Raw genomic sequence first — 25,642 nt, forward strand, 5'->3', positions numbered from 1 at the left:
GCGTACTCATGGCTTTGCGAAGGTGGTTCAAACGATCAGGGCTGCGAATTCGCCGCGCCGCCCGATGATGGCTCGCCTCTCGCCGGTCCGGTTTGTCCCTTCTGGTCGCCCTCGCCGCTTTCGCGCTTGCCGCGGGGCTCGCCGTCCTTGCCCTGATGGACCTGGCCGTCCTTGCCCTGACCCGCCTTGGCATCGGGGCTGCGGCTGCGCTTGCGCGGCGCGAGGTCAGCGGTCGGCGCCCGATCGTCGGTACCGATCAGGACCCTGGCGCCGTCGGACAGATTGGCAAAGCCTGTCGTCACCACACGGTCGGACGTCGAGAGGCCGCTCGCGATCACCGCGTCGTTCTCGTTCTGCTGCGTCACCACGATTGCCTTGGCGGTCGCGACATTGTCGGGACCGATCACATAGCTGAAGGTGCCGGCGGGACCGCGCTGTACCGCCGAGGTCGGCACCACGATCGCCTTCTCCAGCGTTTCGACCTTCAGCCGAACATTGACGAACTGTCCGGGCCAGAGCTGGAATTTGGCGTTCGGAAATTCGGCCTTCAGCTTCAGTGTGCCCGTGGTCGGGTCGACCTGGTTGTCGATGCCCTTCAGCGTGCCGGTATCGGCCACCGTCACGCCGTCATTGCCGAACACGTCCACCGCGAGCGGCCCCTTGGCGGCGGCGGCGTTGACGCGCACGATCTGCTGCTGCGGCAGGCTGAACTGCACCGCGATCGGCTGCAACTGCGTCAGGATGACGAGCCCGGTCGCGTCGGCGGCGCGGATGATGTTGCCCTGGTCGACCTGGCGCAGGCCGGCGCGCCCGGTCAGCGGCGCGATAATCTTGGTGTAGCCGAGCATCGCCTGCGCATTGTCGATCGCAGCCTGGTCGGCCTTCACCAGCGCCTCCTGCTGGGCGACCACCGCGCGCTGCGTATCGGCCTGCTGCTTGGAGCCGGCGTTCGAGGCGGCCAGTTGCTGATAGCGCGCCAGATCGAGCTTCTGGTTGGCAAGCAGCGCCTCGTCCTGCGCCTTCTTGGCCACTGCCTGATCGTACTGGGCCTGGTAGATCACGGGATCGATCTCGGCCAGCACGTCGCCCTGCTTGACGTCCTGGCCCTCGACGAAGTTGACCTTGATCAGCTTGCCGTCGACCTGCGAGCGCACCGTCACCGTGTTCAGCGCACGGACCGCGCCGACCGCGTCCAGATAGACCGGGACATCCTGCGTGCGCGGCGTTGCCGCCAGTACCGGTACCGGCAGGTCGGGACGCGCGCCGGGCCCGTTGCGGCCCCCCGGCTTCTGCTGAAAGGCGTTCCAGCCGAGATAGCCGAGCCCGCCGAGGATCAACAAGGTGATCGTCAACGACACCATCCGCCGGCCAATCCCACGCGCGACGCGCTTGCGCGTCGTCTTCGCGTCTTCCTTTATTTCCGGCTTAAAGAGCATCGACCGGCCTTTCCATCCTAGGCTCCCAGCCGCCCCCCAGCGCCTGATAGAGGCTGACGATCGCCTGCAGCCGGGCCAGTTGGGCCTGCCACAGCAAATCCTCCGCCTGGAATAACGTCGTCTGCGTATTTAGCACAGTTACGATATCGGCGGTTCCAGCCCGCAACTGCTGCTCGGCAAGCTGGAAGGCCCGCCGCGATGCCGCCACCACTTCGCGCTGCAGCCGCAGCCTCTCCGTGGTCTGGCGGATCGAGTACAGGGCGTTATCGACATCGGCAAAGGACTGCACCACCGTCTTGCGGTAGATCTGCAGCAATTCATCCTGCCGCGCCTTGGTGAACTCGAAATTGCCGAGGATCCGTCCGCCGTCGAAGATCGGCTGGGTCAGGCTGCCGACCATGCTGAAGAAGGCGGCGTGCGGCTGGAACAGCGAGGTCAGCGCCGAACTCTGATAGCCGCCCTGCCCGGTCAGTTGGATGCTCGGAAAGAACTGCGCGCGGGCATTGCCGACATTGGCGGTTGCAGAAGCAAGTTGGGCTTCCTGACGCCGGATGTCGGGACGCTGCGTTAACAGCTCCGACGGTAACCCGGGTGTGACCCGAGGGATGGCGATCTGGTTGAGTGATCCACCGGCGACGCGCACGGCTTCCGGCGGCCGTGACACCAGGGTTGCCAGCGCGTTGATGTTCTGATCGAGCGTCTGCCGCAGTGGCGGCACCTGCGCGCGCTGGTTGGCGACCACACTCTCCTGCTGCGCGACGTCGAGGTCGGTTCCGGTCCCGGCTTTGAAGCGGTCGCGGATGGCGTTGAGGATGCGCTCGGCGCTGGCGATGTTCTGCTGCGCGGTTCGAAGCCGGTCCTGCGCGGTTAGCACCTGGAAATAGGCGTTAGCCACCGTCGTCAGCGTGGTCAGCGCGACGACGTCGCGGTCGAAGCGGTTGGCGACCGCGGTCTCTTCCGCGGCCTGCGCGGCGTCGCGGTTCTTGCCCCAGAAATCCAGTTCATAGCTGGCGCTGAACGAGGCCGAATAATTCACCACCTCGCGACCGCCATTGGTGAGGCCGCTGGCGCTCGATCCGGAGGTGCGCGAATAGGCCTCCTGACCGGTACCGCTGAGGCTCGGCAGCAACGCCGCGCCCGCGATCCGCGCCTGCGCATCGGCCTGCTGGAACCGAGCGGTAGCCGCCGCAATGTCCAGATTGACGGTCTGCGCCTCCTCCATCAGGCTCGTCAGCTCCCGCGAACGGAAGCCCCGCCACCAGTCGAGCGTCGGCGGCGCATCCTTGGGCTTCGAAAGCCGGGCCGCCTTGTAGCCCTCGGGAATATCGAGTGCGGGATCGGGCAGGTCCTTGGTCAAGATGCAGCCAGCGGAACTGGCAACGAGGCCAAGCACCGCAAGTGATCGCGCCAGCCGCTTGGCGCCGGGGACCAACCAGCCTTCTATCGCCGCAGTTGCAATTCGCTGGGTCACACCCGTTCTCCACCGGGCAAATCCCGGCCCGACGAACGACGAGCGCTTCTCCTGGTAGCCTGCAACTTCACGGGGGTGATGCTTTCGTTGGAACTGCCTCATACTACCCTTGCGGCCGGGACGCGGACAGTCCCGCGCAGCGCTTCGCCAATGTGTTGCACGGACGCGAAAAACACCTGGCAATGTGCTCATCCCCCTTATTTTATAGGGTTTCGGACGATGCCGGGCTCCACGGGACACCGAAATCTTACGAAGATTTCATGGGGTTTTTCCCCTGCCTGTGGCCGATTTGAAACCCCTGGAATGGCCCCCGCGTATCTCGCTCCGTGCAATGGAGGGCCAAAAATGCGGGTCGCGGTGGTCGGTACGGGAATCAGCGGCAATGCCGCAGCCTGGACCTTGTCTAAACTTTATCCGGTCACCGTGTACGACTGCGAACTCAGGCCCGGCGGCCACAGCCACACCGTCGGCATCGACTATGACGGTACCAAACTTGCGGTCGACATCGGCTTCATCGTCTACAACGAACTGAACTATCCTGACCTCACGGCTCTGTTTGCCCATCTCGGCGTCGAAACCGTCGAAAGCTGCATGAGCTTTGCGGTGACGGCGGACACCGGCCGCTTCGAGTGGAAGGGCGGCGGCAGCAACTGGTTCGAGACCGCATGCGGACTGTTCGCGCAGCCCATCAACCTGTTGTCGCCCTCCTACCTCTGGATGCTGCGCGATATCCTCACCTTCAACCAGCAGAGCATCGAGGATTACGCCGCGGGCAGACTGGCCGGGCTGACGCTCGGCGAATATTTCCGCACGCGTCACTTTGCGCCGCGGCTGCTGACCGACTATCTGGCGCCGATGGGCGCTGCGATCTGGTCGGCGCCGTCGAGCGAGATCCTGGATTTCCCGGCCGAAAACTTCGTCGCCTTTTTCGCCAACCATCGCCTGCTGCAGTACGACCGCCCGGTCTGGCGCACCGTCAAGGGCGGCAGCCAGCGCTATGTCGACAAACTGACCGCCTCGTTCCGCGACCGGATCAAGCTCGGCTGCGCCGTCACCGCCATCGAGCGCACCGCGCATGGCGTCGTCGTGCACGACAGCCACGGCAAGGCCAATGCTTACGACCATGTCGTGATCGCGTCCCACAGCGATCAGGCGCTGGCGATGCTGTCGGACGCCGACGATCGCGAGCGTTCAATCCTGGGCGCGATAGGCTATTCGCCCAATACGATCTACCTGCATCGCGATATCAGCCTGATGCCGAAGCGCCGGCGCGCCTGGGCGTCGTGGAATTTCCTGCGCTGGCCGCGCCAGGCAACCGTCGATAACGACGTCTCCGTGACCTACTGGATGAACGAGCTGCAGGGCATCGATCCCGACAAGCCGCTGTTCGTCAGCCTCAACCCGCCGGTTGCGCCCGATCCCGCGCTGACCTTCGGCAAGTTTTTTTGCGAGCATCCGCAGTACAACGCCGCCGCCTTTGCCGCCCAGAAGCGCCTGCCCGAAATTCAAGGCAAGCGGCATACCTGGTTCTGCGGCGCGTGGACCGGATACGGCTTTCACGAGGACGGATTGCGCTCGGGCCTTGCGGTTGCCGAAGCGCTCGGCGCGACGGCGCCATGGCGCGAAGTGACGCGAGAACTGGCGGAAGCTGCGGAGTAGCCCCATGAGGGAAACACCGACAAGAGCGGACGCTGCGGCGCTTTACATCGGCGACGTCATGCATGCGCGGCTGAAGCCGATCGGCCATCGCTTCAGCTATCGCGTGATGAGCCTCTTGATCGATCTGGACCGGCTGGAAGACGCGAACCGGCAGTCGCCGCTGTTCGGCGTCAACCGCGCGGCGCTCTACAGTTTTCATGAGGTCGACCACGGCGCGCGCGACGGTTCACCCTTGCGCGCCTATGCGCAGCGTTGTGCGGCCGAACGCGGCATCGACCTCGCAGGCGGGCGGGTGCTGCTGCTCTGCTATCCTCGTCTGCTAGGCTACGCATTCAATCCGTTGTCGGTCTATTTCTGCTATCGCGAGAACGGTGATCTGGCGCTTCTGATCTACGAGGTGCGCAACACCTTTGGCGATATCCACGCTTACGTCGTTCCGGTGACATCACGCGATGTCAGTTGCGCCGGCGTGCGGCAGCGGCAGGACAAGCTGCTCTACGTCTCGCCCTTTATCGAGATGGCGATGCGCTACCATTTCCGCGTGCTGCCGCCCGGCGAGCGTGTGCAGTTGCGAATTCTGGAAACCAGCCGCGAAGGCCCCCTGCTCGCTGCAACCTTCAATGGTCGCCGCCGCATGCTCAACACCAAGGAGTTGTTGCGCGCGTTGTTCGCCCTGCCGCTGGTCACATTCAAGGTCATGGCGGCGATACATTGGGAGGCGCTGCGGCTCTGGCTCAAGGGCGCGCGGCTGGTCCCGCGGCAGCATGCCGCCTTCAATACCGGCTTGGCGAGCGGGAACGGCAACGATTATACTTCGCCAGCGTTGTCCGCCCATGCCAAAGACCGAGCAGGGCCGATTGGCCATGCGAAGTCGGGGTAAACCGACGTTCGATGGATCGCACATGTCCGAGTTGATTTCGGTCACATCGGAAACCGTAGACGCAACGTTTCCGGAATTGCCCCGCCTGGTCCGCCTGGCGCTGGGCTTCGGTTCAAAGCTGCAACATGGCACGCTCGACGTGACGCTCGCTGACGGCCGCATCGTGCGGCTGGGCGGCAACGGGCCGGGGCCGGCGGCGGCGATGAAGATCTACGATTACGGCTTTGCCTCGCGACTCCTACGCGGCGGCGACATCGGCATTGCGGAAGCCTATCTGCGCGGCGAATGGGACACGCCCGACCTCACGCAATTCCTCTATTTGTTCTGCGTCAACCAGGACTGGATGCAGACGATGCTGGTCGCCAACCCGCTGGCGCGCACGCTGCAGTTCGTCAGGCATTGGCTCAACCGCAACACGCGGCGGCAGGCCCGCCGCAACATCTATGCGCATTACGACATCGGCAACGCCTTCTATTCGGCGTGGCTCGATCCGAGCATGACCTATTCGTCGGCGCTGTTCGAGGACGACACGCCCGACCTGACGGCCGCACAACACAACAAGTACCGGCGGCTCGCCGAGGCCATCGATCTGCGGCCGGGCCAGAAGCTGCTGGAGATTGGCTGTGGATGGGGTGGCTTTGCCGAATACGCCGCCAAGACGTTCGGCGCCAGGGTGGTAGGCCTCACCATCAGCAAGGAGCAGCGCGATTTCGCAACTGCGCGGATTCACAATGCCGGGCTCAGCGACAAGGTCGAGATCAAGCTCCGGGATTATCGCGACGAGCGCGACCGTTACGACCGCATCGCTTCGATCGAGATGATCGAGGCGGTCGGCGAGCAATTCTGGCCGAACTATTTTTCACAGTTGCGCGACCGCCTGCTGCCCGGAGGGCTCGCCGGCATCCAGGCCATCACCATCCAGGACAGCCTGTTCCAGACCTACCGCCGCGAAGTGGACTTCATCCAGCGCTACGTCTTCCCCGGCGGGATGCTGCCCTCGCCGGAGATTCTCAAAACGCTGGGCGAGCGCTTCGGCGTTCCCGTCATCCGCGAGCGCATCTTTGGGCAAGATTATGCCAAGACGCTTGCGATCTGGCGAAACAATTTCCGCGCGGCGTGGCCGAACCTGATGCCATCAGGCTTCGACGACCGCTTCCGCCGGCTCTGGGAATATTACCTCGCCTATTGCGAGGCCGGTTTCCTGTCGGGAAATATCGACGTGCGCCAGGTGGTGTTTGCGAAATCGGGCTGACCTGCCCTGCCGCAACGCTGGCTTGTGCGGCTAGCGGCGGTCCTTTAGGGTCGCTCAACGATTAGGCAAACAAACCGGCGATTTCAACGACATGGCCTTCAACAAAGACGTTATCGAAGCGATCGGCAACACGCCTCTCATCAAGCTGAAGCAAGCTTCCGAAGCCACCGGCTGCACCATTCTCGGCAAGGCCGAATTCATGAATCCGGGACAGTCGGTCAAGGACCGCGCCGGCAAGTGGATGATCCTGGAGGCCGAGAAGCGCGGCGAACTCAAGCCCGGCGGCCTGGTGGTGGAATCGACCGCCGGCAACACCGGCATCGGTCTCGCCGTGGTCGCCAGCGCGCGCGGTTACCGGACCTTGATCCTGATCCCGGAAACGCAGAGCCAGGAAAAGAAGGACATGTTGCGGCTGTGCGGCGCCGAACTCGTCGAGGTTCCGGCGCTGCCTTACGCCAATCCGAACAACTATCAGCATGTCGGTCGGCGGCTGGCCGCCCAGCTTCGCAAGACCGAGCCGAACGGCGTGTTGTTCGCCGACCAGTGGAACAATCTCGATAACGCCAAGGCGCACTACGAGTCCACTGGACCGGAGATCTGGGAACAGACCGGCGGCAAGATCGACGGCTTCATCTGCTCGGTCGGCACAGGCGGCACGTTGGCCGGCGTCAGCCGCTATCTGAAGGAGAAGCACCCGGGTATCGTCAACGCCTGCGCCGATCCGCATGGTTTTGCGATGTACGAACTGTTCAAGCACGGCAAGGCCAAATCGACACCGGGCGACTCGATCACCGAAGGCATCGGGCTCGGCCGCGTCACGCCCGTCGTCGAGACGGCGAAGGTTGACGACGCTTTCCTGATTTCGGACGAGGAAGCCGTGACGGTGATCTATGACCTGCTCGAGCACGAAGGGCTGTGCCTCGGTGGCTCCACCGGCGTCAACATCGCCGGCGCGATCCGGCTTGCGAAACAGCTCGGTCCCGGCAAGACCATTGTGACCATCCTTGCCGACTCCGGCAATCGCTATCAGTCAAAGCTGTTCAATCCGGAATTCATGCGCTCGAAGAATTTGCCGGTGCCGACCTGGCTGGAGAAGCGCAGCAAGATCGACGTGCCGTTCGAGAAGACGTGAGATTTGTAGGGTGGGCAAAGGCGCACTTGCGCCGTGCCCACCATCGCTCAACGGCGAGACTGTTGGTGGGCACGCTGCGCTTTGCCCACCCTACAAGCAGCGGTTAATGCCGCAAGATCTGGCTCAGGAACAGCTTCGTCCGCGCGTGCTGCGGGTTGGCGAAGAATTCATGCGGCGTGTTTGACTCGATCACCTGGCCCGCATCCATGAACACGACGCGATTGGCGACCTCGCGGGCAAATCCCATCTCGTGCGTGACGACCAGCATGGTCATGCCTTCCTTGGCGAGGTCGACCATGGTGTCGAGCACTTCCTTGACCATTTCCGGATCGAGCGCCGAGGTCGGCTCGTCGAACAGCATGACCTTCGGGTTCATGGTCAGCGCGCGGGCGATCGCGACGCGCTGCTGCTGGCCGCCCGACATCTGGCCCGGGTACTTGTTGGCCTGATGCGGGATCTTGACCCGCTCCAGGAATTTCATTGCGGTCGCCTCCGCATCCTTTTTCGGGATGTTGCGCACCCAGATCGGCGCCAGCGTGCAGTTCTCAAGCACGGTCAGGTGCGGAAACAGGTTAAAGCTCTGGAACACCATGCCGACCTCGCGCCGGACCTCGTCGACCCGCTTCAGGTTCGGCCCCAGTTCAATGCCCTCGACCACGATCTGGCCTTCCTGGAATTCCTCCAGCGCATTGATGCAACGGATCAGCGTCGATTTGCCCGAGCCTGACGGGCCGCAGATCACGATGCGCTCGCCCTTCGCGACATCGAGATTGATGTCGCGCAGCACGTGAAAGTCGCCGTACCACTTGTTGAGGGCGTTGATGCCGACGATCGAATTTGCGGTCATGGTGGTGTACTCAGTTGCGACGGTGGGCGTTCAGCCTGTTCTCGACGAATAGCGAGTAACGCGACATCCCGAAACAGAAGACGAAATAGATGATGCCGGTGAAGGCAAAGCCGGTGAACAGCGTCGTCGGCGTCGACCAGACCGGGTCGCTGAAGGAAGCCCTGAGCTGGCCGAGCAGATCGAACAACGCGACGATCGAGACCAGCGAGGTGTCCTTGAACAGCGCGATGAAGCTGTTGACGAGGCCGGGGATGACGTGGCGCAGCGCCTGCGGCATCACGATCAGCGCCGTGGTCTTGGTCCACGACAGGCCAAGCGCGCTCGCCGCTTCCGCCTGCCCGCGCGGGATCGCCGCCAGGCCGCCGCGGATGACTTCGGCCTGATAGGCGCCGGCAAACAGCGCGATGCCGATCAGGGCGCGCATCAGCCCGTCGATGGTGAAGCCGGTCGGTACGAACAGCGGCAGCATATAGGTGGCGAAGAACAGCACGGTGATCAGCGGGACGCCGCGCCAGAACTCGATAAAGGCAATCGAGAAAATCCGGATCAGCGGAATGGTCGAGCGGCGCCCGAGCGCCAGCGCGATACCGACCGGCATCGAGGCCACGATGCCGACGACCGACACCACCAGCGTTACCAGCAGTCCGCCCCAGAGCCTTGTATCCACCTCCGGCAATCCGCCGCGGTCGAGCCCCATCACAGCGATGACGACGGCAATGCCGACGAAGATCGCAAGGGTAGTGGCGACGGCGCGTAACCCACCGGTCAGCCAGAACAGCAGCGCCGACACGATCACAGCGGTCGCCGCGAGGTCGGCCCAGACCGGACGTCCGTAGGCCTGGATCTGGTCGCGCAGCCAGGTCAGCGGCAGAAGTATCCAGCTCACCACGGTACTCAGCAGCACCAATAGCTTGCCGATCACCCACAGCAGCGGTCCGATGACGGCCGTGGTCTCGCCTGATGTCACCAGCTTCCGGCCGCCCTCGCCGATACTGTCATTGAAGCCGGAGAGAAGCCCGGCCGTCCAGCTCACGCCGAAGCCGCTGAGCCCGCCGCCGCGCAGCAGGAAGAAGGCCACGATGGGAAGCGCCACGAAAAACAGGATCGCGTTCGGGCCCTTGGCCGGCAAACGCGGAATCAGTAACGGTATCAAGAGGATCGCGGCAAGCGCGAAAGTCAGATTGACGCGCCAGCGTTCCGGCTCCGGATAGAAGCCGTAGATGAATTGCGAGAACTTGGCCTGAATGAAGGGCCAGCACGCGCCCACCACATCGCCCGGATTTTTCGGCAGGCAGGCGGTGCGGTCCGTGCCGGTCCAGACCGCGTCGATGAACGCGAACCTTATGGCGGGAACGACGATGACCCACAACAGCAACGCGCTGACAATGGTGATCAGGATGTTGGTCGGGGAATTGAACAGCCGCGTACGCAGGAAGCCGATGAAGCCGGTCGTCTTCACCGGCGCCGGCCGCTCGGGCACCAGATCCTGGCGGACAAAATTGGATGCGGTGGTGTCGCTCATCCGCCCATGCTCCGGCTGATGCGCCATCCATAGAAACTCATGATCGCGCTGGTGACCAGGGAGATCAGGAGATAGACGCCCATGGTGATGCCGATGATTTCAATCGCCTGCCCGGTCTGGCTCAGCGTGGTGCCGGCGAACACGGAAACGAGGTCGGGATAGCCGATCGCGACCGCCAGCGAGGAGTTCTTGGTCAAATTGAGATACTGGTTGGTCAGCGGCGGCAGGATCACGCGCAGGGCTTGCGGGATCACGATCAGCCGCAGCACCGAGCCGCGCTGCAGCCCGAGCGAGGAGCCGGCTTCCATCTGGCCCTTGTGCACGGAGAGAATGCCTGCGCGCACGATCTCGGCGATGAATGCCGCCGTGTAGGTCGATAGCGCCAGCGTCAGCGCGACGAATTCCGGGATCAGGCGCGAGCCGCCGGCGAAATTGAAGCCCCTGAGCACCGGCACCTCCCACGTGACGGGGATACCGAAGATCAGCATGCTGATCAGCGGCAGACCGATGATCATGCCGAGCGCGTAGGGCCAGACCTTGATCACCTTGCCGCTCTGGAAGAGCTGCCGGCGCGCGTATCGCCACAGTGCGATCGTGGCCACGATCGCGACCAGCAGGGCGACGACAAAGGGCTCGAACCCCGCCTGCCCGACAGGCTTCGGAACGACCAGGCCGCGATTGCTGAGAAAGATGCTGTCGAAGATCGAAATGCTCTGCCGCGGATTGGGCAAGGCGGCGAGCACCGCAAGATACCAGAACAGGATCTGGAACAGCAGCGGCAGGTTGCGGATCAGTTCGACATAGCCGCCCGCGATCCGCGACAGCAGCCAGTTCGGCGACAGCCGGCCGAGTGCGACGAGGAATCCGATCACGGTGGCAAAGAAGATGCCGATCACCGAGACCAGCAGCGTGTTCAGCAAGCCGACCACAAAGACGCGCGTGTAGGAATCGGATCCCGAATACGGGATCAGGCTCTGGCTGACGTCAAAGCCGGCATTGTTGGCGAGGAAGCCGAAGCCCGCGGTGATCCGCTGCGCCTGCAGGTTGGCGCGGGCATTGGCGACGATCTCATACGAGATCCAGGCGAGCGCGGCGACGAACAGGAGCTGGAGCACGAAACCGCTCCAGCCCGCCCGCCCGCCGAGCGCTCGCTGCAGCCTGGGAAGTAGCTGCGACGGAGGTTTTCGGGGTTCGATGGCCATCGCCGCAGCCCCTCTCGCTGGCGACTAGCGGATCGGCGGGGCGTACTGGATACCGCCCTTGCTCCATAGGTTGTTGAGGCCGCGCGCGATGCCGAGCTTGGAGCCGGCGCCGACGTTGCGCTCGAAGGATTCGCCGTAGTTGCCGGTCGCCTTTACGATCCGCACCATCCAGTCCTTGGTCAGGCCGAGTTGCTCACCCAGATTGCCGTCGGTGCCGACCGCGCGCTTGACCTCGGGCTTGTCGGACTTGGCCATCTCGTCGATGTTCTTCTGGGTCATGCCGAGCTCTTCAGCGCCGACCATCGCGTACAGCGTCCATTTCACGACGTCGAACCACTGGTCGTCGCCATGGCGGACCATCGGTCCGAGCGGCTCCTTCGAGATCACTTCGGGCAGCACGACGTGATCGGCGGGATTGGCGACCTTCAAACGCTCGGCGTAGAGCTGGGAGACGTCTGACGTGAAGACGTCGCAACGGCCGGACTCATAGGCTTTCACGGTTTCGTCGGCGGTCGCGAATGCGATCACCTCATACTTCATGTTGTTGCCCTTGAAGTAGTCGGCGAGGTTCTGTTCGGTCGTGGTGCCGGTCTGCACGCAGACGGAGGCGCTGTTGAGCTCCAGCGCCGAGTTCACCTTCAGCGACTTCTTCACCAGAAAACCCTGGCCGTCATAATAGGTTACGCCGGTGAAGTTGGCGCCCAGCGAGGTGTCGCGCGACAGCGTCCAGGTGGTATTGCGGGACAGCACGTCGATCTCGCCGGACTGCAATGCGGTGAAGCGGTCCTTGGCCGACAGCGGGACGAACTTGATCTTGGTGGCGTCGTTGAAGATGGCGGCGGCGATCGCCCGGCAGATGTCGACGTCGAGGCCGGTCCAGTTACCCTTGTCGTCCGGCGACGAGAAGCCCGGCAGGCCCTGGCTGACCCCGCAGGACAGCATGCCGCGGTCTTTGACCGTCTTGAGGGTTTGCGCCGAGGCGGCCTGGGCCGACAGACCGGCGGCTAGGGCAAGGGTGACAACCAGAGATACGCGTTTCATGGGTTAGGCCTTTCAAGGGGACGTCCGGAGATTCTTTTTAGGCAACGCCTGACGTTGTGGGGCCAACCCGCTGATCCCTCGCTGAAAAGCGTCATCGTGACCGTGCATTTGACATGCCATTCCGGTCAGGCGGTGGATCAGGTATCGCGGCAGGCCCCTCAACTTGCAGCGACTGTTAGTTAGTTCGCATCTCAGAACGACTAGCGTGCCGGGTCAAGGGGTTGACTGCCGTCTTCTGTGTCTTGTTATTAAGTCGCCCGGCTCCGACCCCGCCGCCGGCGGCGTTTTCGCGATCAAGTTGCGCCTGCGGCATAACGTCTTGGATAATGCAAACGCATGAGCTTTTCGAACGACGGCCCGTCCAATCCGCAAAAAGCCGAAACCAGGCTGGTCACTGCCGGCCGTGATACCAAGGGGCAAAGGGGCTTCGTCAACCCGGCGGTCTTCCACGGCTCCACCGTGCTCTATCCGACCGCCGAGGACCTGCACGCCCATCGCGCCGAATTCACCTACGGGCGCCACGGCAGCCCGACCACGCGGGCGCTGCAGGACGTGCTGATGTCGCTGGAGGGCCCGCAATGCGCCGGCGTCGGCCTGGTGCCGTCGGGCCTTGCCGCCATCAGCACCACCCTGCTCTCGGTCCTGAAGGCCGGCGACCATCTGCTGGTGACCGATAACGTCTACCGGCCCACACGCAATTTCTGTAACGGCATGCTGGCCCGCTACGGCGTCGAGGTCACCTATTTCGATCCGCTGATCGGTGCCGGCATCGAGAAATTGTTCAAACCGAACACCAAGGCGGTGCTGGTCGAGGCGCCCGGCTCGCAGTCGTTCGAAATGAGCGACATTCCCGCCATCGCCGCCGTCGCACATGCGAGGGACGCGCTCGTCATCGACGACAACACCTGGGCGACCGCGCTGTTTCACCGCTCGCTCGATCAGGGTGTCGACATCAGCATGCAGGCCGCCACCAAATATATCGGCGGCCATTCCGACATCATGTTCGGCACGATTTCGGCGAACGCGAAGGCGTGGCCGCTGATCGCCGAGGGCATCCGCCTGCTCGGCGTCTGCGCCGGGCCCGACGACGTATTCCTGGCGCTGCGCGGCGCCCGCACGCTCTCGGTGCGGCTCGCGCAGCACTACCGCTCCGGCCTGGAAATGGCGCGCTGGCTCGCCAACCGGCCGGAAGTCCTGCAGGTCCTGCATCCCGCGCTCGAAAGCCATCCGGGCCATGCGATCTGGAAGCGCGACTTCACCGGCGCCTCCGGCCTGTTCAGCATTGTCCTGAAGCCGGTGCCGCAGCAGGCGGTCGACACCCTGCTCAATACAGTCAGGCTGTTCGGCATGGGCTTTTCGTGGGGCGGCTTCGAAAGCCTCATCATCCCGTTCGACTGCAATGAATATCGCACCGCAACCAAATGGTCGCCGGGCGGACCGACGCTGCGACTGCACATCGGCCTCGAGAATGTCGATGATCTCAAGGCCGATCTCGAACGCGGCTTTGCGGCGCTGAAGGCAGCTACCTAAACCGGGCCGCTCACGCCGCCCGATTTCCTACCCTGGCAGCGCCAGCCATCTCGGCGGCGAGCAACAGGGCCGCCCGGCTGGCGCCAACCGAAGCGACGCCCTGGCCGGCGATGTCATACGCCGTGCCATGCGCCGGCGTGCAGATCGGAAACGGAAAACCGCCCAGGATCGTCACCCCACGGTCGAAGCCCATCAGCTTCATCGCGATCTGGCCCTGGTCGTGATACATCGTCAGCACCGCATCGAAGGCGCCGTTTTTGGCGCGCAGGAAAACCGTATCGGCCGGAAACGGCCCTTCCGCCGCTATTCCTTCGGCCCGGCCGGCGCTGACAGCGGGTTCGATCACATCGATCTCCTCACGGCCGAAATTGCCGCCGTCGCCGGCATGCGGATTCAGCCCGGCCACCGCAATACGGGGCTCGGCAAAGCCGGCCCGCCGCATGCAGGCATCGGTCAGTTTCAGCGCGCGATGAATGCGTTCGACCGTTAGCCGGGAGGCGACATCCTTGAGCGGGATATGCGACGTGACACGGGCATTCCAGAGCCTGTCGAGCACGTTGAATTCGCTGGCCGGCGTCTTCAGGCCGGCGACCTCGGCCGAGAATGCAATCTCGTCGTCATATTCCGCGCGCGCGAGCCGCATCGCCTTCTTGTTGAACGGCGTGAAGCAGACCGCATCCGCCTGCCCGTCGCGCGCCAGCGTCAGCGCCCGGCGGTAATTCTCCAGCGCGAACGCGCCGCCCGCCTGGCTCGCGACACCGCGTTCGATGGTGGCGGGATCGAGATGGCCGAGATCCATGAAGGCGGCGTCACTGCCGATTGTTTTGGGGTCCGCCGATGGCGTTACATTTGGCAGGTCGCTCTCGACGCCGGCGACGCGCGCGCCCTCATCGAAAACGCGGCGGTCCCCGATCACGATCAGGCGCGCACACGAACGGACTTCGTTTGAACAGGCGAGTTTTGCGGTCAGCTCCGGGCTGATGCCGGCGGGGTCTCCCATCGCCAGCGCGATCAGCGGCTTGCCGGGACTTTGCATGTTCATATGATCCTCACCTTCTCCTGAGCTGATACGTCCGGCTTTCGCAACAGACGCACGATCTGCAGGGCGAGCGGAAGCAGCAGCAGCGCCATCCCGGCCAGGACGAGGGTCGTCACCAACCCGTTCGCAAAGAATATTCCGAGCGACCCCTTGGACATCAGCATGGCCTGCCGGAACGCGTCCTCGGCCTTGTCGCCGATTACGATCGCCAGCACCAGCGGGGCCAACGGATAGTGCAGCTTCTTGAAGAGATAGCCGACGACGCCGAAGCCGAGCATCAGCACGACGTCGAGATAGGAGTTGGAGACCGAATAGGCGCCGACGACACATATGATGACGATCAGGGGCGCGATGACGGCAAAGGGAATCCGCATCAGGGCGGCGAACACGGGAACGGTGAGCAGCACCAGCGCCACCGCGACGATGTTGCCGACATACATCGAGGCGATCAGCCCCCAGACGAAATCCTTCTGATCGACGAACAGCATCGGCCCGGGGTTCAATCCCCAGATCATCAGCCCGCCCATCATGACAGCCGCCGTGGCCGATCCGGGAATGCCGAGCGAGAGCATCGGCAACAGCGCGCTGGTGCCGGCGGCATGGTCGGCGGTCTCCGGCGCGACGATGCCTTCGGCCTCGCCGGTGCCGAAACGCGCGCCGTTGCTCGAGAAGCGCTTGGCGATGCCATAGCTCATGAAGGAAGCGGCGGTCGGGCCGCCCGGCGTGATGCCCATCCAGCAGCCGATGGCGGCGCTGCGCAGCAACGCAATGCCATGATGCGGCAGCCGGCCCAGCGCCCGAAACACTTCCTTCCAGTCGACCCGCGATGATACCGCGCGGGCAGAAAACTCCTCCTCGACCGCGATCAGCAACTCGCCGATGCCGAACAGCCCCATGACGGCAACGACGAAGCTGACGCCCTTCACCAGTTCGTCGATCCCCATGGTGAGCCGCACGCTGCCCGAGACCGTATCGATGCCGATCGCGGCGATGGCAAAACCAATTGCGAGCGCCACCACGGTCTTGATCGGCGCCGCGCCGCCCATGCCGACGAAGCTGGCGAAGGCGAGGAAATAAACCGCGAAATATTCCGGCGGTCCGAACGCGAGCGCCACCTGTGCCACCCAGGACGCCAGGAACGTGATCAGGATCACGCCGACCAGCGCGCCGAACGCCGCCGAGCCGAAGGCGGTGGCCAGTGCCGTCGTCGGCCGGCCGTCGCGCGCCATCGGATAGCCGTCGAAGGTGGTGGCGACCGACGACGGTTCACCGGGGATGTTGAACAGGATCGACGTCACCGAGCCGCCGAACAGCGCACCCCAATACATGCTCGACAGCAGGATGATTGCCGACACCGGCTGCATGCCGAAGGTCAGCGGCAGCAGCAGCGACACCCCGTTGGGCGCGCCGAGGCCCGGCAGAACGCCGACGAGAATGCCGAGCAGGACGCCGATGACCATCAGCGTCAAATGCGGAACGGTGACCGCGATGGTGAAACCGTGCAGCAGCGATTGAAGGTTTTCCATCGCCCTGCCCTTCAGAAACCGAACGCAGCGGCGAGCGCGCCGTGCGGCAGCGACACCTGGAACATGCGCTCGAACACGACGTAGAGCGCCAGCGGCGTAGCCGCGGCGATGACGAGGGCGCGCAAGACCGATTGCCGTTTCGGCAACGCCAGGACGGCAAAGACGTAAGCAGCCGAGGCGAGATACATCCCGATCATCGGAATGACGGCAACGAAAATCGCAGCTGGAACGAACAATCCCGCGAGACGGCGCAATTCGGACGGCGTGACGGCTACCCTGACGATGGCGAGGGTGCCGCGTCCGAGCGCGCCCTGCCCGAGATTGTAGAGGCTGCCGAGCACGATGATGATGCCGGTCAGGAACGGAAACGTACCGGCATCGACGCCGGCGCTAGACCAGCCGATGCCGTTGTCGAAGCTGGACACGACGACCACCACGCCGAAGATTCCGGTCAGCACCGCGGCGGCTATCTCGAGCGCGCGTCGGGAGATCATCGCGTCCTGCCCTACTTCACCAGCCAGCCCTGCTCGCCCGCGACCTGCTTGATATGTTCAAGGTCCTGCTTGATGAAATTGTCGAACGCTGCGCCGGTCAGGAAGGTGTCAACCTGCGAAGTCTTCTCGATGTATTCCTTCCATTCAGGCGTCGCCTGCACCTTCTTCATGAGATCGACGTAATAGGCCGCCTGATCCGGGCTGACCTTGCCGGGCAGCCACACCGTCCGCGGCTGCTCATATTGCGAGATCGCGAGCCCCTGCTCGACGCAGGTCGGCACGTCGCTCCAGCCTTCCGACGTCGTGACCTTCGGCCCCTGCGGCAGCCGCTTCGGGCTGAACGCGCAAAGCGGGCGCTGGGTGCTGCCGCGCCATTGCCCAAGGCTTTCGGAAGGGTTGTTGACGTGCGCATCGATATGGCCGCCGGCCAGTTGCACGGCAGCCTCCGCGCCGCTCTTGAAGGGAATGTAGGTGAATTTGACCTTCGCCGCCTTCTCGATCATCCGCGTCAGCACCTCGTCGGTGTCCTTGGACTGCGCGCCGCCCATCTTGAACTCGGTCGCGGCCGCCGCCTTGAGGAAATCGCCCGCGGTCTTGTAGGGCGCCTCCTGCTTCACCCAGAGCAGGAACTCGTCCTGCGCCATCGCCGCGATCGGCGTAAGATCGGTGTAGTTGAAGGCGACCTTGGAAACGAGCGGCTGCTGCCACGCGTTCGAGGTGCCAAAGATTACCTTATAAGGATCGCCGGCGGACGCCTTGCCGTAGACATAGCCTTCCGCCCCGCTGCCGCCGCCCTTGTTGACGACCACGACCGGCTGATCGGTCAGCTTGTATTTGGTGATGATGCTCTGCACGGCGCGGGCGAGATTGTCGGTACCGCCGCCCGGCCCGGCGGTGGCGACGAACTCGATCGGCTTCTGGGGCTGCCATGCGGCATTGGCCGGAAGCGCGCCCGCGAGCATGAACGCTGCCGTGGACAGCAGCAGTTTTGACGTGATCTTCATGGCTTCCTCCCGGTAGGCATTTTTTGTTGTCGTTCGTATTCTCGTTTTCTCGTCAGGCGACCTGCTCCTTGCGATCGACCGATGCGGCAACGATCGCCCCCTCCCGCTCGAACGCGTCGATCGCAGTCTGATCAAAACCGTGTTCGCGCAGCACCTCGCGCGTATGCTCGCCATAAACAGGCGCGCCTGAACGCACCTTGCCGGGCGTCGCCGAGAACTTGACCGGCAATCCGATCGTCTTCACCGGCCCGAGCGTGGAATGTTCGACCTCGACCACCATGTCGCGCGCGAGCGTCTGCGGATCGTTCAGCGCTTCCAGCATGTCATGCACGGGGCCGCACGGCACGCCCTTCTCGTCGAGCGCCGCCAGCCAATGCGCCCGCGTCTGCGTTCGGAAGCGCCGACTCAATTCGGCTTCGAGCTCCTTCAGGTTCGCCATGCGGTCGGAGCCGTTGACGAAGCGCGGGTCGGAAGCGAGCTCCAGCGCGCCGAGCGCTTCCAGCATCAACAGCCAATGCTTCTTGTTGGCGCCGCCGACCACGAGCCAACCATCCGATGCCTCGAACGCCTGATACGGCGCGTTGAGCGGATGGGCCGAGCCCATGGCGCGCGGAGCCACATTGCTGGCGAGCGCAATGGTCGACTGCCAATAGGTCTGGACGAGCGCCGCCTCATAGAGCGAGGTCTCCACCCATTGCCCCTCACCGGTTTTGAGCCGATGCGAATAGGCGGCAAGGATGCCCATGCTGGCCAGCAGTCCGGCGGTGATATCGGACAGCGGCGGACCGCATTTGACCGGCGGACCATCCGGCCGCTCGCCCGTGAAACTCATGATGCCGCTCATCGCTTGCGCAACCAGATCGAAGCCGCGGCGATGCTTGTACGGGCCGGTGCGGCCGAAGCCGGACAGCGAGCAATAGATCAGCGCCGGAAAATCCCGGTGCAGCTCCTGATAGCCAAAGCCGAGCCGCTCCATCGCGCCCGGCGCGAAATTCTCGACCAGCACGTCGGCGCCCGCGATCAGCTGCCGCAGCACTTCCTTGCCGCCTGCGGTTTTCAGGTCGAGCACGATGCCGCGCTTGTTGCGGTTCATCATCAGGAACGAGGCCGCCTCGTCGCCGATCTTCGGCGGCACCGAGTGCCGCGTGTCGTCGCCGTTCGGCCATTTCTCGATCTTGATGACGTCGGCGCCCATGTCGGCGAGCATCAGGGTGCAGGTCGGGCCCGCCATCACATGGGTGAGATCGATGACCTTGAGGCCGGCGAGCGGCCCCGAACGCGGCGTGGTTTCGTCATGAAGGGACATGCTGATACCTATTGGCCGCGCCATTGCGGCGCGCGCTTGGTGAGAAACGCATCTAACCCTTCACGGAAATCCTGGCTGGTGTAGCACATCAGGATGAGGTCCTCGCCCTCGTCGCGCTTCAGCCGTTTCTGCAAGCGCGCAACCGCCTGCTTGGTTGCGCTCAACGTCAGCGGCGCGTGTCCGGCAACGAGCCGTGCGATCTCGTCGGCGCGCTTGTCGAGCGCCGAGAGATCATCGACAACTTCATTGAGCAGGCCGAGCGAGGCCGCCTCCTCGGCTTCGACCAGCCGTGCCGTGAAGATCAGATCCTTGACGCGTGCCGGACCGATCAGCGCGGTGATGCGGCCGACATTCGACATCGACAGGCAATTGCCGAGCGTGCGCGCGATCGGAAATCCCATGCGCGTGGTTCGGGTGCCGATGCGCAGGTCGCAGCAGGCCGCAATTCCGGCGCCGCCGCCGGTGCAGGCGCCGTTGATGGCGGCAATGGTCGGCACGCGGCATGTTTCGAGAATGCCCAGCACCCGGTCGATGCGGTTCTCATAGTCGATCGCGTCCTGTGGCGCCTTGAAGGCGCGGAATTGGTTGATGTCGGTGCCGGCCGCAAATGCCTTGTCACCGGCGCCCCGCAGCAGCAGCACCTTGATCGCGTGGTCGCGGTTGGCGCGTTCGCAGATCTCGGTCAGCCGCTCGTACATCTCGAAGGTGAAGGCGTTGCGGGCCTGCGGCCGGTTGAAGGTTACCCGGCCGATGCCGTCGTCGAGGGCAAACAGGAGGTCATCCTCCCGTACCGTTACGTCCTGATCCATCCCGACGACCCTTCTTAATTGATTTTTACCATTCTGAATGCAAAATTAAGCTTTATCAAGCTGGAACTGACGATAATCGGGTGCTACTAGCCATTTTTGAATTCAAATTGGATCGTTGAGCGATGCTGCATGAGGAAGTCGTAGGCCGCGTCCGCGCCATGCTGCTCGATGGCGAGATCCCGCCGGGCGCGCGGATTCCTGAGCGCGACCTCTGTGAAAAGCTGCAGATCTCGCGCACGCCGCTGCGCGAAGCCCTCAAGGTGCTTGCCGCAGAAGGCCTGGTCCAATTGCTGCCGAACCGCGGCTCGCGTGCGGCGCGACTGACCGACAAGGACATGCGCGACCTGTTCGAGGTGTGCCAGGGGCTCGAAGCCCTGGCCGGCGAACTCGCCTGCGAGCGCATCACGGATGCCGAAATCAGCGACGTCGCCGATGCTCATGCCGCGATGGTGCGACACTACGGAGATCGCGACCTGCTGCAGTACTACCGCTGCAACCGCTTCATCCACGAGGCGATCATCGCTGCTGCCGGCAACCCGGTGCTGTCAGGCCTGTATGAATCCGTCACCGCGCGCATTCGCCGCGCGCGCTATGTCACGCCGATGACGCCGCGGCGCTGGGCGCTGGCGGTGCAGGAGCACGAAGCGATCCTCAACGCGCTGCAACGCCGCGACGGCGTGGGACTGTCGCATATCCTGCGCGCGCATCTGCGCCACAAGCGCGAGGAGGTCATGCAGGCCGGCTTCGCGGAAACCGCGCCTCTCGAACAGGCTCGCGCATCATAGCTGCGTCAGGCCTGAGGCCTGGTGGGCAACGCACGTCCATCCATATTGACGCGTTGGACCGGTAGCGCGCCCCCGCAGCGAACGGCCTTCCGGTTTTTTGCGGAGCAGTCTCTGCCGAACGATAACCAGTCGTTCACCATGCCTGTGAATCCCGCCCCTGCGATCGGCCAAATCGGTCACCCCTCAAGTTCCCTTATACCATTGATGCCTAGTCATGGCCTTCGGGGACCTTCACTGCCGTGCCGTTGGGGCGTCCCGGCGTAAGAGTAGATCGTAAGCGTATGAACATCGCACGTCTCGTCGTTCTGGCCATCGCATTGAGTGCAGGCGGTGTCGCCGCCTATCTCGCCCGCGGCACCGACGGCAAATCATCGCAACCGCCGGCCGAACCAGTCGCCAATTTGCCGACAGTGGAAATCCTGGTGGCGAAGTCCGACATCGGGCTCGGCCAGGCGGTCAAGCCCGAGGATCTGCAATGGCAGGCCTGGCCGGCTGCGACCGCCAACAGCAACCTGATCGACCGCGCGAGCAAGGCCGAGGCCATCAATGAACTCGCCGGCTCGATCGCGCGCAACCCGTTCTTTGCGGGCGAACCGATCCGGGAACAGAAACTGGTCAAGGCCAACGGCTCCGGCTTCATGGCAGCCATCCTGCCGACCGGCATGCGCGCGCTCTCGACCGAGATCTCGCCGGAAACTGGTGCCGGTGGCTTCATCCTGCCCAACGACCGCGTCGACGTCATCCTCTCCAGGCGCGAGAAGAATCCGGACGGCAAGGGAGCCGACGTCATCCAGTCGGACATCATTCTCTCCAACATCCGCGTGCTCGCGATCGATCAGGCGCCGAAGGAAAAAGAGGGCATGAACTCCCTCGTCGGCCGCACCGTCACGCTCGAACTGAAGCCCGAGCAGGCCGAGACGATGGCGCGCGCGCGCCAGAGCGGCACGCTGTCGCTCGCCCTGCGCAGCATCACCGATGCCAATGCGGCCGAAGGCCGTACCGAAGAACAGACTCAAAAACGAAAAGAGAGCGTCTCCGTGGTTCGCTACGGAGTCTCTAGTCAAGCGACGGCACAGAAGTGACCGAAAGGACGGCTGCGATGAAGTTTGGGGTAAGTCAGTCAGCGATGCGGACCGTGGCGGCGCGCGCACTGTTATTGTCGGCCGTCGCCACGCTGACGCTCGGGCCGCTGCTGCCCGTGGTCGCAGCCGAAACCGAGAAGGATCCGGTAACGACTTCCGCCATCGGCCCGGTCAAGATGCGCTTCCTGGCGCTCGGCATCGGCAAGTCTGTCGTCGTCGACCTGCCCCGCGACGTGAAGGATGTGCTGGTCGCCGATCCGAAGATCGCCAACGCCGTCATTCGCTCCCCGCAACGCGCCTATATCATCGGCGGCGCCGTCGGCCAGACCAACGTGGTGTTCTTCGATGGCGACGGCCAGCAGATCGCTTCCTACGACATCGCGGTCAAGCGTGATCTCAACGGCGTGCGCGCCGCGCTGAAGCAGTCGCTGCCAGGAATTCATATCGAGGGCGTCGGCGACAGCGTGCTGCTGACCGGCTCGGTGTCGAGCCCGGTCGAAGCCCAGCAGGCCGGCGAGATCGCCGCGCGGCTGGTCGGCGGCGCCGAGCGCGTCGTCAACTCAATCGTGGTTCGCGGCCGCGACCAGGTGATGTTGAAGGTCACCGTCGCGGAAGTCCGGCGGGATATCATCAAGCAGTTGGGCATCGATCTCAGTGCCAACATGAATTACGGCACCGCGGCGGTCGTTTTCAGAAATAGCAATCCGTTCACCGCCAACAGTGCACCGCTCGTCGCTGACAACGGCCTGGTCGGGGCGGCTTTGAACAAAGCTGGTCTGCCGACGGTCACCGCTACGCTGCGCGCGATGGAGAGCGCGGGCGTGGTGCGGACGCTGGCCGAACCAAATCTCACGGCGATCTCCGGCGAATCCGCAACGTTTATCTCGGGCGGCGAATTTCCCATTCCGACCGGCGTAACCTGCCAAACGACGACGGGGGGCGCGATCGGACAATGCGTCCAGACGGTCAGCTTCAAGAAATTCGGCATCTCGCTCAACTTCACGCCGGTCGTTCTGTCCGAGGGACGGATCAGCCTGAGGGTGATGACCGAAGTGTCGGAAGTATCGACCGAAAACGCCTTGATGGGCGGTAGCGGCGGAACAACGATTCCCTCGATCAAGACGCGTCGTGCGGAAACCACGTTGGAAATTCCGTCCGGCGGCTCGGTGGCGATGGCGGGACTGATCCAGGAACAAACCAAGCAAGCCATCAACGGAATGCCCGGCGTGGACCAGATACCGATTTTCGGACAGCTTTTCAGGAGCCAGGACTACGTCAACCACCAGACCGAGTTGATGGTCATCGTGACGCCCTACGTCGTCCGGGCTATCGCGCAGAAAGAACTGTCGCGGCCCGATGACGGCTTTGCATCGGCCTCCGATTCCCAGTCCGCGCTGCTCGGGCGCATCAACCGGATCTACGGTGTCGCCGCCTACGTCGATCCCGTCGCCGGGGTCCAGGGCAATTTCGGCTACATCATCGACTGAGACGCAGAACTGTTCACCTGACGGGGACGAGGGCAGAACGATGACAACGAAAATTCAACTCCGTCGGGTCAGGTCCGCAGGACTGCTTGGCGCCCTGCTCGGCCTTTCGGCGGCGCTCGGCGGCTGCATGCCGCAGACCGCTGATATCGTGACCGCCAGCGTGCCGGATGATTACCGCCAGCGTCATCCGATTGCCGTGACCGAAGCCAACCACTCGATCGTCGTGTTTGTCGGCCATGCTCGCGGTGGTCTCTCCGGCTCGCAACGCGCCGACGTCCTGGGTCTGGCGCAGAGCTGGGTGCGCGAAGGCACCGGCGCTGTTGTCGTCGACGTGCCGATCGACACGCCGAATGCCCGCGCGGCTGCGTCGTCGTTTCGCGAAATCCAGTCGGTGCTGATGGCGGGCGGCGTGCCCTCCCGCGCCATCACGCGGCATCACTACCGTCCCGAAGATGTCAGGACCTTGCCGACGATCAGGCTGAGCTATCCGAAGATCAAGGCGGTAGCCGGCCCTTGCGGTCTGTGGCCGCAAGACCTCGGCCCGAACATCGACAACGTCGCCTATAACGAAAACCGCCCCTATCACAATTTCGGCTGCGCCAGCCAGCGCAACCTCGCCGCGATGATCGACAATCCCGCCGATCTCGAACAGCCGCGCCCCGAGAGCCCCGCTTATACCGCGCGGCGCGCTATCGCCTACGACAAGTTCCGCAAGGGCCTTTCGACCGCGACCACCTATCCCGAAGCCGACAAGGCCAAACTGAGCGATACAGGCAAATGATCAGCCGCGTCTTTCAAAAATCCGACGATCAACTGGACGAAACGCCGGCGCAGCCCGAGGAATACATCTCGCCGGCGCCACGCGTATCGGTGCAAGCCTTTTGCGCCAGCGTCGCCATCGCAACCGCGGTGCGTGCGGCAAGCGAAGACCGCCGTCTCGGCAAGGCTCACCTTTCGGTTCACATGGGCGGCATTGCCGCCGCCATCGATGCCTACCACACGGCACCGACGCCGAACGTGATCCTGCTGGAGAGCGATCCCGACACCGACATTCTCGAAGGGCTCGATGAACTCGCCTCCGTGTGCGACGCAGGAACGCGCGTCGTCGTGATCGGCAGCGCCAACGACATGACGCCCTATCGCGAGCTGGTGCGGCGCGGCGTCAGCGACTACGTGACCGGACCGATCGGGCCGATCGACGTCGTGCGCGCGATATGCGGTCTGTACGCGGCCTCCGAAGCCGTGGCGGTCGGCCGTATCGTTGCGGTCGTCGGCGCCAAGGGCGGTGTCGGCGCATCCACCGTCGCGCACAACGTCGCCTGGGCGATCGCGCGCGATCTGGCGCTCGATTCCGTCGTGATCGATCTCGACCTCGCCTTCGGCACCGCCAGCCTCGACTACAACCAGGACCCGGTTCAGGGCATCGCCAACGCCGTATTCCAGCCGGAAAGGCCGGACTCCGCCTTCATGGAGCGCCTGCTGGCGAAATGCACCGACCGTCTCAACCTGCTGGCGGCGCCGGCGACGCTGGATCAGGTCTACGATTTCGGCGCCGATGCGTTCGACGCGATCTTCGATACGATGCGCATGACGACCCCCTGCATCGTGCTCGACGTGCCGCATCAATGGTCGGCGTGGACCAAGCGCACGCTGGTCGGCGCGGATGACATTCTGATCGTTGCCGAACCCGATCTCGCCAACATGCGCAACGCCAAGAACATGCTGAACGTGCTGAAGGCGGCACGGCCGAACGATCGGCCGCCGCTCTATTGTCTCAACCAGGTCGGCATGCACAAGCGTCCGGAGATCACCACGCGCGAATTCGCCAAGGCGATCGAGAGCCAGCCGATCGCCGCGATTCCGTTCGATTCGAAGCTGTTCGGCACCGCCGCCAATAACGGCCAGATGATCGCGCAGATCTCGGCCAAGCATCGCACCACCCAGATGTTCCTGCAGATTGCGCAGCGCATGACGGGTCATGCCGTGACCAAGCGGACGTCGTTCCTGACGCCGATCATCAAGAAGCTGCAGGGCGCGACGGCCCGCAGGGCGTAAGAGCGGCACAGCAACCGGCCGACTTGATAGCCCATCACGCGCAGCATGCTCTCGGGCTTGACCCGGGAGCGAGTCCTTGGCGG

22 protein-coding genes are annotated in these 25,642 nt (G+C 63.9%); 10 read left to right on the forward strand and 12 right to left on the reverse strand.

The window, feature by feature from the left end:
* Positions 1–35: 35 nt before the first annotated feature.
* Together CQ12_RS26535 and CQ12_RS26540 are read right to left on the reverse strand one after the other, a co-directional pair.
* Complete coding sequence (locus tag CQ12_RS26535) at positions 36–1,436, reverse strand: efflux RND transporter periplasmic adaptor subunit (protein WP_057838237.1); 1,401 nt, start codon at positions 1,434–1,436, stop codon at positions 36–38.
* Positions 1,426–2,880: an efflux transporter outer membrane subunit gene (locus CQ12_RS26540; protein WP_245310179.1), complete on the reverse strand. Its 1,455-nt coding sequence runs from the start codon at positions 2,878–2,880 to the stop codon at positions 1,426–1,428. The genes CQ12_RS26535 and CQ12_RS26540 overlap by 11 nt, the downstream gene beginning before the upstream one ends.
* Positions 2,881–3,252: 372 nt before the next feature.
* On the opposite strand from CQ12_RS26540, the gene CQ12_RS26545 reads away from it, so the two are divergent.
* From CQ12_RS26545 to CQ12_RS26560, 4 genes are all read left to right on the forward strand, one after another.
* Complete coding sequence (locus tag CQ12_RS26545; RefSeq protein ID WP_057838238.1) at positions 3,253–4,566, forward strand: NAD(P)/FAD-dependent oxidoreductase; 1,314 nt, start codon at positions 3,253–3,255, stop codon at positions 4,564–4,566.
* 4 nt (positions 4,567–4,570) lie between these two features.
* Positions 4,571–5,446 carry a DUF1365 domain-containing protein gene (locus CQ12_RS26550; RefSeq protein WP_083519498.1) on the forward strand — a complete coding sequence of 292 codons (876 nt, stop codon included), beginning with the start codon at positions 4,571–4,573 and terminating at the stop codon, positions 5,444–5,446.
* 22 nt (positions 5,447–5,468) lie between these two features.
* Positions 5,469–6,698 carry an SAM-dependent methyltransferase gene (locus tag CQ12_RS26555; RefSeq protein ID WP_057838239.1) on the forward strand — a complete coding sequence of 410 codons (1,230 nt, stop codon included), beginning with the start codon at positions 5,469–5,471 and terminating at the stop codon, positions 6,696–6,698.
* A 91-nt stretch (positions 6,699–6,789) separates the two neighbouring features.
* Positions 6,790–7,830, forward strand: coding sequence for a cysteine synthase A (locus CQ12_RS26560; protein WP_057838240.1), 1,041 nt, complete (start codon positions 6,790–6,792; stop codon positions 7,828–7,830).
* Positions 7,831–7,933: 103 nt separating this feature from the next.
* On the opposite strand, the gene CQ12_RS26565 is transcribed toward CQ12_RS26560, so the two are convergent.
* Genes CQ12_RS26565 through CQ12_RS26580 form a run of 4 tightly spaced genes read right to left on the reverse strand, consistent with a single transcriptional unit; the run spans position 7,934 to position 12,442 of the window.
* Complete coding sequence (locus CQ12_RS26565) at positions 7,934–8,677, reverse strand: amino acid ABC transporter ATP-binding protein (protein ID WP_057838241.1); 744 nt, start codon at positions 8,675–8,677, stop codon at positions 7,934–7,936.
* Between the two features lie 10 nt (positions 8,678–8,687).
* Positions 8,688–10,199, reverse strand: a complete 1,512-nt coding sequence (locus tag CQ12_RS26570) for an amino acid ABC transporter permease (protein ID WP_057838298.1) — start codon at positions 10,197–10,199, stop codon at positions 8,688–8,690.
* Positions 10,196–11,401: an amino acid ABC transporter permease gene (locus CQ12_RS26575; protein ID WP_057838242.1), complete on the reverse strand. Its 1,206-nt coding sequence runs from the start codon at positions 11,399–11,401 to the stop codon at positions 10,196–10,198. The genes CQ12_RS26570 and CQ12_RS26575 overlap by 4 nt, the downstream gene beginning before the upstream one ends.
* Before the next feature lie 24 nt (positions 11,402–11,425).
* Positions 11,426–12,442 (reverse strand): amino acid ABC transporter substrate-binding protein, encoded by a 1,017-nt coding sequence (locus tag CQ12_RS26580; protein ID WP_057838243.1) that lies wholly within the window; start codon positions 12,440–12,442, stop codon positions 11,426–11,428.
* Positions 12,443–12,778: 336 nt separating this feature from the next.
* Here CQ12_RS26580 and metC point away from each other — a divergent pair, with 336 nt between their 5' ends.
* Positions 12,779–13,972 (forward strand): cystathionine beta-lyase, encoded by a 1,194-nt coding sequence (gene metC, locus CQ12_RS26585; protein ID WP_057838244.1) that lies wholly within the window; start codon positions 12,779–12,781, stop codon positions 13,970–13,972.
* A 10-nt stretch (positions 13,973–13,982) separates the two neighbouring features.
* Here the strand turns inward: metC and CQ12_RS26590 are convergent, their stop codons facing one another.
* The 6 genes from CQ12_RS26590 to CQ12_RS26615 are packed head-to-tail and all read right to left on the reverse strand — an operon-like array spanning position 13,983 to position 20,150.
* Positions 13,983–15,014, reverse strand: a complete 1,032-nt coding sequence (locus CQ12_RS26590; RefSeq protein ID WP_198164268.1) for a 4-hydroxythreonine-4-phosphate dehydrogenase PdxA — start codon at positions 15,012–15,014, stop codon at positions 13,983–13,985.
* A complete protein-coding gene (locus CQ12_RS26595; protein ID WP_057838246.1) occupies positions 15,011–16,537 on the reverse strand; it encodes a tripartite tricarboxylate transporter permease in 1,527 nt (508 codons plus the stop codon). Before CQ12_RS26595 ends, CQ12_RS26590 begins: the two co-directional genes overlap by 4 nt.
* A gap of 11 nt (positions 16,538–16,548) precedes the next feature.
* Positions 16,549–17,031, reverse strand: coding sequence for a tripartite tricarboxylate transporter TctB family protein (locus CQ12_RS26600; RefSeq protein ID WP_057838247.1), 483 nt, complete (start codon positions 17,029–17,031; stop codon positions 16,549–16,551).
* Positions 17,032–17,042: 11 nt separating this feature from the next.
* On the reverse strand, positions 17,043–18,035 hold the full coding sequence (locus CQ12_RS26605; protein ID WP_057838248.1) for a Bug family tripartite tricarboxylate transporter substrate binding protein: 993 nt from the start codon (positions 18,033–18,035) through the stop codon (positions 17,043–17,045).
* Positions 18,036–18,087: 52 nt separating this feature from the next.
* Positions 18,088–19,341: a CaiB/BaiF CoA transferase family protein gene (locus CQ12_RS26610; RefSeq protein ID WP_057838249.1), complete on the reverse strand. Its 1,254-nt coding sequence runs from the start codon at positions 19,339–19,341 to the stop codon at positions 18,088–18,090.
* An 8-nt stretch (positions 19,342–19,349) separates the two neighbouring features.
* On the reverse strand, positions 19,350–20,150 hold the full coding sequence (locus tag CQ12_RS26615) for an enoyl-CoA hydratase/isomerase family protein (RefSeq protein WP_057838250.1): 801 nt from the start codon (positions 20,148–20,150) through the stop codon (positions 19,350–19,352).
* 122 nt (positions 20,151–20,272) lie between these two features.
* On the opposite strand from CQ12_RS26615, the gene CQ12_RS26620 reads away from it, so the two are divergent.
* The 5 genes from CQ12_RS26620 to CQ12_RS26640 all read left to right on the forward strand — a co-directional run bounded on the left by CQ12_RS26620 (position 20,273) and on the right by CQ12_RS26640 (position 25,559).
* Entirely contained in the window at positions 20,273–20,935 is a 663-nt protein-coding gene (locus CQ12_RS26620) for a GntR family transcriptional regulator (protein ID WP_057838251.1), read from the forward strand.
* Positions 20,936–21,216: 281 nt separating this feature from the next.
* On the forward strand, positions 21,217–22,017 hold the full coding sequence (gene cpaB, locus CQ12_RS26625) for a Flp pilus assembly protein CpaB (protein ID WP_057838252.1): 801 nt from the start codon (positions 21,217–21,219) through the stop codon (positions 22,015–22,017).
* Between the two features lie 17 nt (positions 22,018–22,034).
* Complete coding sequence (locus CQ12_RS26630) at positions 22,035–23,504, forward strand: type II and III secretion system protein family protein (protein WP_057838299.1); 1,470 nt, start codon at positions 22,035–22,037, stop codon at positions 23,502–23,504.
* Positions 23,505–23,544: 40 nt separating this feature from the next.
* Positions 23,545–24,285, forward strand: coding sequence for a CpaD family pilus assembly protein (locus CQ12_RS26635; protein ID WP_057838253.1), 741 nt, complete (start codon positions 23,545–23,547; stop codon positions 24,283–24,285).
* On the forward strand, positions 24,282–25,559 hold the full coding sequence (locus CQ12_RS26640; RefSeq protein ID WP_057838254.1) for a CpaE/TadZ family protein: 1,278 nt from the start codon (positions 24,282–24,284) through the stop codon (positions 25,557–25,559). Before CQ12_RS26635 ends, CQ12_RS26640 begins: the two co-directional genes overlap by 4 nt.
* Positions 25,560–25,642: the final 83 nt, after the last annotated feature.

It is taken from the genome of Bradyrhizobium jicamae (genome assembly GCF_001440395.1).
In the GTDB taxonomy this organism is placed as follows: domain Bacteria; phylum Pseudomonadota; class Alphaproteobacteria; order Rhizobiales; family Xanthobacteraceae; genus Bradyrhizobium; species Bradyrhizobium jicamae.